Genomic DNA, 11,657 nt, shown 5'->3' with positions numbered 1-11,657 from the left:
GGGGGACCGGCGATTCTGCTGTGTCATCGCCGACACAAACCCTCGAATGCACCACGGAATCGACGCCCCGAAAACACCGATGGCGCCTTACGGAGCCATCGGCAGACGGACATGACACGCACGTTTCAGCGCAAACCCGTTTCCCCGCGTGCGATCACCAGGCGCTGGATCTCCGAGGTGCCTTCGTAGATCTCGGTGATCTTGGCGTCCCTGAAGTACCGCTCCAGCGGCATCTCCTTCGAGTAGCCCATGCCACCGTGGATCTGTACGGCCTGGTGCGTGATCCACATCGCCGCTTCGGAAGCGGTGAGCTTGGCGACCGCCGCTTCGCTGCTGAACTTCTTGCCCTGCCCCTTCAGCCAGGCCGCGCGCAGCGTCAGCAACAGCGATGCATCGAGCTTGCACTTCATGTCGGCGATCTTGGCCTGGGTCATCTGGAAGGTGCCGATCGGCGCGCCGAAAGCCTTGCGTTCCTTCACGTAGTCCAGCGTCGCCTCGTACGCGGCGCGCGCAATGCCAATGGCCTGCGAGGCGATGCCGATGCGGCCGGCGTCCAGCACGCCCATCGCGATCTTGAAGCCTTCGCCTTCCACGCCCAGCACCTCGGCCGGCTGGGCGACGTAGTCGTTGAACTCGATTTCGCAGGTGGCCGAGGCGCGGATGCCCAACTTCGGCTCGGTCTTGCCGCGGCCGAAGCCCGGCTTGTCGGTGTCGATGAGGAAGGCGGTGATGCCCTTGGCGCCCTTGTCCGGCGCGGTCATCGCGAACAACACGATGTACTTGGCCACCGGACCCGAGGTGATCCAGCTCTTCTTGCCGTTGATCACGAACGTGCCGTCGTCCTGCTTGACCGCGCGGCAGCGCATGGCCGTGGCATCGGACCCGGACTGCGGCTCGGTCAGGGCGAAGGCGCCGATCTGGCTGCCCTCGGCGACCGCGCGCACGTAGTGCTGCTTCTGCTCCTCGTTGCCGAACTTGAGGATCCCCGAGCAGTACAGCGAGTTGTTGACCGACATGATGGTCGAGTGCGCGGCATCGCCGGCGGCCACCTCGATCATCGCCAGCACGTAGCTGATCGGGTCCATGCCGGCGCCGCCGTATTCCTCGGGCACCTCGATGCCCATCAGGCCGTTCTCGCCCAGCAGCTGGATGTTCTCCAGCGGGAATTCGCCAACCTTGTCGAAGTGCTCGGCGCTGGGGGCGATCTTTTCCTGCGCGATCCGGCGGGCCACGTCCTGGATCATCAGCTGCTCGTCGGTGTATCCGAAATCCACGGTCTTCCCCTCCAAAAGATGCGATGGCCGCATTGTAGCCACACACCATGCGGCTGCGTATGGAATTGACCGCAACCCGCATCGCCGTCAAAATATCTCCGTATCGCGATATAGAGATGGATCATGGATCTGGAAGCCTGGTCGGCGCGCCTGAAGGTCTTTGCCGACGCCACCCGCGTCCGCCTGCTCGCCCTGTTGGCCGGCGAGGAACTGACCGTGGCCGAGCTGTCGGCGATCACCCGCCTGGCCCAGCCGCGCGTGTCCACGCACCTGGCCAAGCTCAAGGACGCCGGCCTGGTCCGTGACCGCCGCGCAGGCGTGTCGGCTTACTACCGCTTCGACGAAGACAACCTGGACGCCGCCCAGCGCGACCTGTGGCGCAGCTTGCGGGCAGGCAGCGACGACCCGCTGCTGCGCCAGGACGCCGAGCGCGTGGCCGAGGTCCTGGCCGCCCGCGCCGCCACCCAGAACTGGGCCGACACCGTCGCCGGCGACATGGAGCGCCACTACTCCCCAGGACGCACCTGGGAAGCGCTGGCGCGCACCGCCCTGCCCTTGCTGGAAACCCGCGACGTGCTGGACATCGCCTCCGGCGATGGCGTGCTGGCCGAGCTGCTCTCGCCGCATTCCAGCCGCTACGTGTGCGTGGACACCAGCGCCCGCGTGGTTGCCGCCGCGGGCGAACGCCTGCGCCGTTTTCCGAATGTCGAAGTGCGCGAGGGCGACATGCACGCGCTGCCCTTCGACGATGCCAGCTTCGATCTGGTCGTGCTGATGCATGCGCTGACCTACTCCAGCGATCCGGCCCGCGCCGTGGCCGAAGCCGCGCGCGTGCTGCGCCCCGGCGGCAAGGTGCTGATCAGCTCGCTGGCCCGGCACGAACACCAACCGGTCGTGCAGGCCTACGGCCACGTCAACCTGGGTTTCACCGACGTCGAGCTGACCGCGTTTACCGAAGCCGCCGGCCTGACTGCGACCAACCTGCACACCGTCACCCGCGAACGCCGTCCGCCGCACTTCGAAGTGCTGTCGCTGACCGGCATCAAGCCGTGAGGACTTCCGCATGAGCATGACCACCCAAGCCCTGCCCTGGCTCAATCCCGCCCGCACCCAGCGGCTGCTGGAAGCGCTGGCCAGCCGCATCCTGATCATCGATGGCGCGATGGGCACCATGATCCAGCGCCACAAGCTGGAAGAAGCCGACTACCGCGGCGAACGCTTCGCCGGCGGCTTCGACAGCACACACGTCGAAGAAGGCCACGTGCACGGCCCGGGCTGCGACCACGGCCACGACCTCAAGGGCAACAACGACCTGCTGCTGCTCAGCAATCCGCAGGTGATCGCCGGCGTGCACACCGCCTATCTGGAAGCGGGTGCTGATTTGCTGGAGACCAACACCTTCAACGCGACCTCGGTCAGCCAGGCCGACTATTACCTGGAACACCTGGTCTACGAATTGAACAAGGAAGGCGCGCGCATCGCCCGTGCCTGTTGCGACGCCATCGAAGCCAAGACGCCAGACAAGCCGCGCTTCGTCATCGGCGTGCTCGGGCCGACCAGCCGCACCGCGTCCATCAGCCCGGACGTCAACGACCCGGGCTTTCGCAATACCAGCTTCGATGCGCTGCGCGAGACCTATCGCGAAGCCATCGAAGGCCTGATCGACGGCGGCGCCGACACGATCATGGTCGAGACCATCTTCGACACGCTCAACGCCAAGGCCGCGCTGTTCGCCATCGAGGAAGTCTTCGACACGCGCGGCGCGCGCCTGCCGGTGATGATCTCCGGCACGATCACCGATGCCTCCGGCCGCACCCTGTCCGGGCAGACGGCCGAAGCGTTCTACACCTCGCTGATGCACGCGCGGCCACTGTCGATCGGGCTCAACTGCGCGCTGGGCGCGCGCGACCTGCGGCCGCACATCGAGACGCTCTCGAATGTGGCCGACTGCTACATCAGCGCGCACCCCAACGCCGGCCTGCCCAACGCCTTCGGCGAGTATGACGAGACGCCGGAAGAGATGGCCGAGACGCTGCACGAGTTCGCCAGCGCCGGCCTGCTCAACATGGTGGGCGGCTGCTGCGGCAGTTCGCCCGACCACATCCGCGCGATCGCCAATGCCGTTGCCGGCCTGCCGCCGCGTGCGCTGCCGCAGCGTCTTGCCGACGCCGCCTGATTCTCCACTGCACTTGCACCGCCACCCGATTCTGGTCGCCGTATGACGTCTACGCCCCGCTACACCCGCCTGTCCGGCCTTGAGCCGCTGGTCATCACCCCGCAGCTGCTGTTCGTCAACGTGGGCGAACGCACCAACGTGACCGGCAGCGCGCAGTTCCGCAAGATGATCAAGGAGGAACGCTATGAGGAAGCCGTCGACGTCGCCCGCCAGCAGGTGGAAAACGGCGCGCAGATCCTCGACGTCAACATGGACGAGGGCCTGATCGATTCCGAAAAGGCGATGGTGCGCTACCTCAACCTGATCGCCTCCGAGCCGGATATCGCCCGCATCCCGGTGATGGTGGACAGCTCCAAGTGGAGCGTGATCGAAGCCGGCCTGCAGTGCCTGCAGGGCAAGGGCGTGGTCAACTCGATCTCGCTGAAAGAGGGCGAAGCGGCCTTCATCGAACATGCCTTGAAAGTACGCCGCTACGGCGCCGCCGCCGTGGTCATGGCCTTCGACGAAACCGGCCAGGCCGATACCTGCGCGCGCAAGGTCGAGATCTGCACGCGCGCCTACCGGCTGCTGGTGGACCAGCTCGACTTCCCGCCGGAAGACATCATCTTCGACCCCAACATCTTCGCCGTGGCCACCGGCATCGAGGAGCACGACAATTACGCCGTGGACTTCATCGAGGCCACGCGGATCATCAAGCAGACCCTGCCGCACTGCCATGTGTCCGGCGGCGTGTCGAACGTGTCGTTCTCCTTCCGCGGCAACGAGACCGTGCGCGCGGCGATCCACTCGGTGTTCCTGTACCACGCCATCGCGGCCGGCATGGACATGGGCATCGTCAACGCCGGCGCGCTGCCGATCTACGACCAGCTCGATGCCGAACTGCGCGAGCGCGTGGAGGACGTGATCCTCAACCGTCGCAAGGACGGCACCGAGCGCCTCCTGGAGATCGCCGAGCGCTACAAGGGCAAGAAGGGCGAGAAGAAAGTCGAGGACCTGGAATGGCGCGGCCGCAGCGTGCGCGAGCGCCTGACCCACGCCTTGGTGCACGGCATCGATGCCTTCGTCGAAACCGACACCGAGGAGGCCCGGGCCGAGGCCAAGCGCCCGCTGGATGTGATCGAAGGCCCGCTGATGGACGGCATGAACGTGGTCGGCGATCTGTTCGGCGCCGGCAAGATGTTCCTGCCGCAGGTGGTCAAGTCCGCGCGCGTGATGAAGAAAGCCGTGGCCTACCTGCTGCCCTTCATCGAAGAAGAGAAACTGCGCACCGGCGATGTCGCCAAATCCAACGGCAAGATCATCATGGCCACGGTCAAGGGCGACGTGCACGACATCGGCAAGAACATCGTCGGCGTGGTCCTGGCCTGCAACAACTTCGACGTGGTCGACCTGGGCGTGATGGTGCCCACGCAAACCATCCTGGACCGCGCCAAGGCCGAGAACGCCGACATCATCGGCCTGTCCGGCCTGATCACGCCCTCGCTGGAAGAGATGACCCACGTGGCGCGCGAGATGCAGCGCCAGGGCTTCGAGATGCCGCTGATGATCGGCGGCGCGACCACCTCGCGCGCGCACACCGCGCTGAAGATCGACCCGCATTACACCGCGCCGACGGTGTGGGTGAAGGACGCCTCGCGCGCGGTCGGCGTGGCCCAGTCGCTGATCTCGCGCGACATGCGCAGCGCCTTCGTCGCCGCCAACGACGCCGATTACGCCGAGATCCGCCAGCGCCACAAGAACCGCGGCGACGCCAAGCGCCTGGTCACCCTGAGCAAAGCGCGCGCGCAGAAGTTCAACGGCGGCTGGGACAACTACACGCCACCGGCGCCGAACACGCCTGGCATCACCGTGCTCGACGACTATCCGCTGGCCGAGCTGGTGGAGCTGATCGACTGGACGCCGTTCTTCAATGCGTGGGAGCTGTTCGGCAAGTACCCGGCGATCCTCACCGATGCCGTCGTCGGCCCGCAGGCCAGCGAGCTGTTCAACGACGCGCAAGCGATGCTCAAGCAGATCGTCGAAGAGAAGTGGCTGATTGCGCGCGGCGTGTTCGGCTTGTGGCCGGCCAACAGCGTCGGCGACGACGTGGTGCTGCAGCACGACGGCGGCGAAGCGACGCTGCGCTTTCTGCGCCAGCAGGTCGACAAGCCGGTCGAGCGCCCGGACTTCTGCCTGGCCGATTTCATCGCGCCCAAGGACAGCGGCAAGCAGGACTGGATCGGCGCGTTCGCGGTGACCGCCGGCATCGGCATCGATCCGCATGTGGCCCGCTTCGAGGCGGCCCACGACGACTACAACGCGATCCTGCTCAAGGCCCTGGCCGACCGCCTGGCCGAAGCCATGGCAGAGCGTCTGCACCAGCGCGTGCGCACCGAGTTCTGGGGCTACGACGCGGCCGAGACGCTGGACAACGAGTCGCTGATCGCCGAGAAGTACCGCGGCATCCGCCCGGCGCCGGGCTATCCGGCCTGCCCGGAACACAGCGAGAAAGGCTTGCTGTTCGACCTGCTCGACGCGCCCGGCAATGCCGGCATGACCCTGACAGAGAGCTTTGCGATGCTGCCCACCGCGGCGGTGTCAGGCTATTACTTCAGCCATCCGCAGTCGCAGTACTTCGTGGTCGGCCGCGTGTCCAAGGAGCAGGCGCTGGACTATGCCAAGCGCAAGGGCGTGGAGCTGGCGCAGGTCGAGCGCTGGCTGGCGTCGAACCTGGATTACGACCCGGAGTGATGTGGTCGCAGGAGCCGCTACTGTGGGAGCTGGTCAACGTGGCCTCGGGCCATCAGCAGCGACGTGGCCTTGCCTGTAAAGCCACATCGCCGATGAATCGGCTCCCACAAGTCCCAAAACATCGCCCACAAAAAAACCCCGCAATCGCGGGGCTTTTTGTTTGATGACAATCGCGCCAGGCGATCAGTCGCCCTGCTGCTTCTGCAGGTGTTCCCAGCGTTCCTGCGCGTCCAGGGTGCGCTCGGCGGTCAGGCGCGCCTCCAGGCGCTCCAGGCCGATTTCTTCGCCGGTGTCGACGCAATAGCCGTAGTCGCCGGCTTCCAGGCGCTTGAGCGTGGAATCGATCTTGCCGATCAGCTTGCGGTAGCGGTCGCGGGTGCGCAGTTCCAGCGAGTTCTCGGTTTCGCGGGTGGCACGTTCGGCTTCATCGCCGACGTCGCGCACTTCGTCCTTGAGGTTTTCGATGGTCTGCTTGGATTCTTCCACCAGGTCGGCGCGCCAGCTCATCAGGCGCTGGCGGAAGTACTCCAGCTGCAGCGGGCTCATGTATTCCTCGTCACCCTTGGGCTTGTAGCCGGCGGGCAGCTGCGGACGGCCGGTGGCCTCGTCGACGCTGTAGTCGACCTTGCGCACCTTGCTCTTCAGCACGGGCTCGGGCGCGCGCGCGGCGACCGCCACGGCGATCTTGCCGGTCACGCGGGCAGCGGCGGGCTTGGCGGGGACGACGGGCTTGGCCGGCGTTGCGGTCTTGGTGGTTTTCGAGGGGGTCTTGGAAGCGGGCACAGGAGTCTTTGCAGGAGCAGCCTTGGGCGAAGCGGCAGGCGCAGGCGTGGCGGCGGTCTTCACCGGCGCGGCCTCGCTGCGGCCGACGGCCTTGGCGGGAGCGGATTTGGCCGGAGCGGTCTTGGCGACCGGCTTCGGTGCGGGCTTGGGCGCGGGCTTCCCTGCCGCGGCCTTCTTGGCCGGCGCGGGCGCCGGCTTCTTCACGGCCGCGGGTTTGGCGGTCGTTGCAGTGTTCGTGGGCTTTTTCGCAGGTGCGGTCTTGGTCACCGCCGGTTTCTTGGCGACCGCGGGCGCGGCCTTCTTCGCCGGTGCCTGTTTGGCCGGAGCCTTGGCAACGGGCGTTTTCTTCGCAACGGCGGGCGACTTGACGGCCTTTGCGGCCGGTTTTGCAAGTTTCTTGGCTGCCACGAACAGCGTCCTTGATGATTCCCGGGCCGGGAAAAGCGGGCCTTTATAGCTCACCCACGCAGGGGGGGCAACCACGTGGCGGGACCATCGCTTATCATCGGGCCATGCTCCAGCGCGCACTCATTGCTCTATTGCGCGGCTACAAGCGCTTCATCAGCCCCCTGCTGGGACCGCGCTGCCGCTTCGAGCCCAGTTGCTCGGTCTATGCGATGGACGCCATCGCCCGCTTCGGCGTGCTGCGCGGCAGCTGGATGGCCGCCGCCCGCGTGGGCCGCTGCCACCCGTTTCATCCCGGTGGGTATGACCCGGTGCCCGACGCGCCCCATTCATCTTCGCACTCAGGATCCTGCAAATGCCCGCGACCGTGATCGTCAACGCCCGCCTGGTGAACGAGGGCCAGGTGACCGAAGGCGATTTGCGGTTCGAACAAGGGCGCATCACCAGGATCGCCAGCAAGATCACGCCCGGCGCCGGAGACAACGTGATCGAGGCCGGTGGGCGCTGGCTGATGCCCGGCATGATCGACAGCCAGGTGCATTTCCGCGAGCCCGGCCTGACCCACAAGGGCGACATCGCCACCGAATCGGCTGCGGCCGTCGCCGGCGGGCTGACCAGCTTCATGGACATGCCCAACACCAACCCGCCAACGCTGAATGCGCAGGCGCTGGAAGCCAAGTACGCCAGCGCGCAGGGGCGCGCCTGGGCCAACCACGGCTTCTACATGGGCGCCAGCAACGACAACCTGGCCGACATCCAGGCCACCGACCCCAGGGCCACGCCCGGGGTGAAGGTGTTCATGGGCGCCTCGACCGGCAACATGCTGGTGGACAACCTCGACACGCTGGATGCGATCTTCCGCGACACGCCGGTGCCGATCATCACGCACTGCGAAGACACGCCGATGATCGCCGCCAACCTGGAGAAATACCGGGCGCAGTACGGCAACGACATTCCGGTCGAGTTCCATCCGGACATCCGCTCGCGCGAGGCCTGCATCGCCTCCACCCGCCTGGCGCTGTCGCTGGCGAACCGGCACAACACCCGCCTGCATGTGCTGCACATCTCCACCTCGCAGGAACTGGCGCTGTTCAAGCCCGGCCCGCTGGTGGACAAGGACGGCACGCGCAAACGGATCACCGCCGAAACCTGCGTCCACTTCCTGCACTTCGATCGCCGCGATTACGCGCGCCTGGGCAACCTCATCAAGTGCAATCCGGCGATCAAGGACCCGGCCGACCGTATTGCGTTGATCAAGGCCGTGGCCGAGAACGTCATCGACGTGCTGGCCACCGACCATGCGCCGCACACGCTGATGGAGAAGTCGCAGGACGACTACACCAAGGCGCCCGGCGGCCTGCCGCTGGTGCAGTACGCGCTGCTGGCCGCGCTGGAGCGGGTGCATGAGAAGAAACTCTCGGTCACCCAGATCGTGCAGAAGTTCGCCCACGCCCCGGCGCAATTGTTCGACGTCAAGGAACGCGGCTTCCTGCGCGAAGGCTATTGGGCCGACCTGGTACTGGTCGACGAGGAAGACCTGACCGTCAACCGCGAGGACGTGCTGTCCAAGTGCGAGTGGTCGCCGTTCGAAGGCACCACCTTCCATCACCGGGTCGCCGGCACCTGGGTCAACGGTCGCATGGTGTGGAATGGCGAGCAGCTGGTCGGCACGCCCAAGGGTCTGCGCCTGGAATTCGACCGATGAGGGCGGTGTGGCTGGGCCTGCTGCTGGCCATGGCCGGCGGCGCCGGCGTGATCGCGGCCACGCCAATGGCGTTGGCGCAGGACACGACGCAGGCGGTGTTTCCCACCTCGGTCTCGCAGGGCGCGCTGGTGTTCGGCAAGGTCGCGCCCGGCAGCCAGGTGCGCTATGCCGGCAAGACGTTGCGTGTCAGCAACTACGGCACGGTGGTGTTCGGCGTCGGCCGTAACGAAGCCGGCCCGCTGCAGGTGCAGGTCACTGCACCGGGCGCTGCCGCGCAGGCCGTGTCGATTGCGGTCACCGCGCGCGACTGGCCGACCGAGCGCGTCAATGGCGTGCCGCCGAAAAGCGTGAACCCGCCGCCGGAGATCGCCGCACGCATCCAGCGCGAACAGGCCCAGGTCACGGCCGCGCGCGATCGCGACGACGACCGCACCGACTTCGTCGCGCCCTTCGTGTGGCCGGTGCAGGGCCGGATCAGCGGCCGCTTCGGCAATGCGCGCGTCTACAACGGCCAGCCCTCGCCCGCCGGGCATTCGGGCATGGATATCGCGGTGCCGACCGGCACCCCGGTCAAGGCACCGGCGGCAGGCATCGTCACCTTCGCCGCGCCGGATCTTTACCTCACCGGCGGCACGATCCTGCTGGACCACGGCTACGGCGTCAGCTCCAACTTCCTGCACCTGTCGCGCATCGACGTGAAGGTCGGCGACCGCATCAGCCAGGGCCAGGTGATCGGCGCGGTGGGCGCCACCGGACGCGCGACCGGGCCGCATCTGCATTGGGGCATGAGCTGGTTCGATGTGCGCATCGATCCGCTCTTGGTGCTGGAGCGCGGCAAGCCTTAACGCCCGCGGTTTCGTCATCGATTCGCGCTGCGGCGCGTCCAACGCACCCGAAAGATGCCCGGAAACGCCATGTGCATCGCGACAGCGGGCGCATGCGATTCACCGGCGAAACCTACCCGTTTCCCGCGCGTCGCCTACCCAACGCCCGCCTGTGCCGCGGGCGTTTTGTTGTGTATAACCGAGACGGGCGTCCGATCGCTGACCGCCTTGTCATCCCTGCAGTCCGGCAGGACGCCGACCACCCGCACGATCCGCCAGGCCGCCGCGCGCGCCGGGCATGCAGTCGAAATCCAGTAGCGTCCAGGAGCCGGCCTCCGCGCCGCGCTCCATCTCCTCCCCCCTTGCTTCGGAGATGCGCCTGATGTCGAACGAACAACTCAAACCCACCCTGGGCACCCTGCATCTGTGGGGCATCGCCGTGGGCCTGGTGATCTCCGGCGAATACTTCGGCTGGAGTTACGGCTGGGGCGTGGCCGGCACGTTGGGCTTCCTGGTCACCACGCTGGTGGTGGCCGCGATGTACACCTGCTTCATCTTCAGCTTCACCGAACTGACCACCGCCATCCCGCACGCGGGCGGCCCGTTCGCCTATAGCTGGCGTGCGTTCGGTGCGACCGGCGGGATGGTGGCCGGCATCGCGACGCTGATCGAGTTCGTGTTCGCCCCGCCGTCGATCTCGATGGCCATCGGCGCCTACCTCAACGTGCAGTTCCCGGGGCTAGACCCCAAGACCGCGGCCGTCGGCGCGTACATCGTGTTCATGACCTTGAACATCCTCGGCGTAAGCATCGCCGCCACTTTCGAACTGGTGGTCACGGTGCTGGCGGTGATCGAGCTGCTGGTGTTCATGGGCGTGGTCGCGCCGGGCTTCAGCTTCGCCAACTTCGCTGCCGGCGGCTGGGCGGGCTCGGATGCCTTCAGCGGAGCGGCCATCGCCGGCATCTTCGCGGCCATCCCGTTCGCGATCTGGTTCTTCCTGGCGATCGAGGGCGCGGCCATGGCCGCCGAGGAAGCCAAGGACCCCAAGCGCACGATCCCCAAGGCCTACATCGCCGGCATCCTGACCCTGGTGGCGCTGGCCTTCGGCACGATGATCATGGCTGGCGGCGTCGGCGACTGGAAGGCGCTCAGCAACATCAACGATCCGCTGCCGCAGGCGATGAAGACCGTGGTCGGCAACAGCTCCACCTGGCTGCACATGCTGGTGTGGATCGGTTTGTTTGGCCTGGTGGCCAGCTTCCACGGCATCATCCTGGGCTACTCGCGGCAGTTCTTCGCACTGGCGCGCGCGGGCTTCCTGCCGCACGGGCTGGCCAAGCTGTCGCGCTTCCAGACCCCGCACCGCGCGATCATCGCCGGCGGCATCATCGGCATCGCCGCGATCTACAGCGACGGCCTTGTCAGCCTGCAGGGCATGAGCCTGACCGCGGCGATGATCACCATGTCGGTCCTCGGCGCGGTGGTGATGTACATCATGAGCATGCTGAGCCTGTTCAAGCTGCGTCGTAGCGAGCCGAACCTGGAACGTAGCTTCAGGGCGCCGGGTTATCCGGTGGTGCCGGCGATCGCGCTGGTGCTGGCGGTGGTGTGCCTGGTGGCGATGGTGTGGTTCAACCCGCAGGTGGCCGGCGTGTTCGTTGTGCTGATGGCGCTTGGCATGGGCGTGTGCTGGCTGAGCCTGCGCGGCGGCGGGCCAGAACCCGATGCGGCGGTCGACCACGCATGAGCCGACTCGCGCG

At 66.7% G+C, this 11,657-nt stretch carries 9 protein-coding genes; 7 read left to right on the top strand and 2 right to left on the bottom strand.

Translation table 11 applies throughout. The features are described 5' to 3' along the window. Nucleotides 1-125: 125 nt before the first annotated feature. Entirely contained in the window at nt 126-1,307 is a 1,182-nt protein-coding gene (locus BMZ17_RS06345; protein ID WP_175485485.1) for an acyl-CoA dehydrogenase family protein, read from the bottom strand. A gap of 90 nt (nt 1,308-1,397) precedes the next feature. On the opposite strand from BMZ17_RS06345, the gene BMZ17_RS06340 reads away from it, so the two are divergent. From BMZ17_RS06340 to metH, 3 genes are read left to right on the top strand one after another with little or no spacing between them, the layout of a single operon-like run. After that, nucleotides 1,398-2,327 (top strand): ArsR/SmtB family transcription factor, encoded by a 930-nt coding sequence (locus BMZ17_RS06340; RefSeq protein WP_093137273.1) that lies wholly within the window; start codon nt 1,398-1,400, stop codon nt 2,325-2,327. 10 nt (nt 2,328-2,337) lie between these two features. Further along, nucleotides 2,338-3,450: a homocysteine S-methyltransferase family protein gene (locus tag BMZ17_RS06335; RefSeq protein ID WP_093137271.1), complete on the top strand. Its 1,113-nt coding sequence runs from the start codon at nt 2,338-2,340 to the stop codon at nt 3,448-3,450. Nucleotides 3,451-3,492: 42 nt separating this feature from the next. Further along, nucleotides 3,493-6,180 (top strand): methionine synthase, encoded by a 2,688-nt coding sequence (gene metH, locus BMZ17_RS06330; RefSeq protein ID WP_093137268.1) that lies wholly within the window; start codon nt 3,493-3,495, stop codon nt 6,178-6,180. Nucleotides 6,181-6,363: 183 nt separating this feature from the next. Here metH and dksA read toward each other — a convergent pair whose 3' ends face one another. Beyond that, nucleotides 6,364-7,377 (bottom strand): RNA polymerase-binding protein DksA, encoded by a 1,014-nt coding sequence (gene dksA / locus BMZ17_RS06325; RefSeq protein WP_254775241.1) that lies wholly within the window; start codon nt 7,375-7,377, stop codon nt 6,364-6,366. Between the two features lie 80 nt (nt 7,378-7,457). On the opposite strand from dksA, the gene yidD reads away from it, so the two are divergent. The 4 genes from yidD (at nt 7,458) to eat (ending at nt 11,644) form a co-directional block, all read left to right on the top strand. Continuing rightward, nucleotides 7,458-7,739, top strand: a complete 282-nt coding sequence (gene yidD, locus BMZ17_RS06320) for a membrane protein insertion efficiency factor YidD (protein ID WP_093138077.1) — start codon at nt 7,458-7,460, stop codon at nt 7,737-7,739. Further along, a complete protein-coding gene (locus BMZ17_RS06315) occupies nt 7,724-9,073 on the top strand; it encodes a dihydroorotase (protein ID WP_093137263.1) in 1,350 nt (449 codons plus the stop codon). Before yidD ends, BMZ17_RS06315 begins: the two co-directional genes overlap by 16 nt. Before the next feature lie 65 nt (nt 9,074-9,138). Further along, nucleotides 9,139-9,918, top strand: coding sequence for a M23 family metallopeptidase (locus BMZ17_RS06310; RefSeq protein ID WP_254775240.1), 780 nt, complete (start codon nt 9,139-9,141; stop codon nt 9,916-9,918). Nucleotides 9,919-10,270: 352 nt separating this feature from the next. After that, nucleotides 10,271-11,644 carry an ethanolamine permease gene (gene eat / locus BMZ17_RS06305; protein ID WP_093137258.1) on the top strand — a complete coding sequence of 458 codons (1,374 nt, stop codon included), beginning with the start codon at nt 10,271-10,273 and terminating at the stop codon, nt 11,642-11,644. The last annotated feature ends 13 nt before the right edge of the window (nt 11,645-11,657 follow it).

Origin of the sequence: Pseudoxanthomonas sp. GM95 (genome assembly GCF_900109775.1) — a bacterium.
Lineage (GTDB): Bacteria > Pseudomonadota > Gammaproteobacteria > Xanthomonadales > Xanthomonadaceae > Pseudoxanthomonas_A.
The sequence above is the reverse complement of the archived record's forward strand: the minus strand, read 5'-3'. Positions and strand labels throughout refer to the sequence as shown.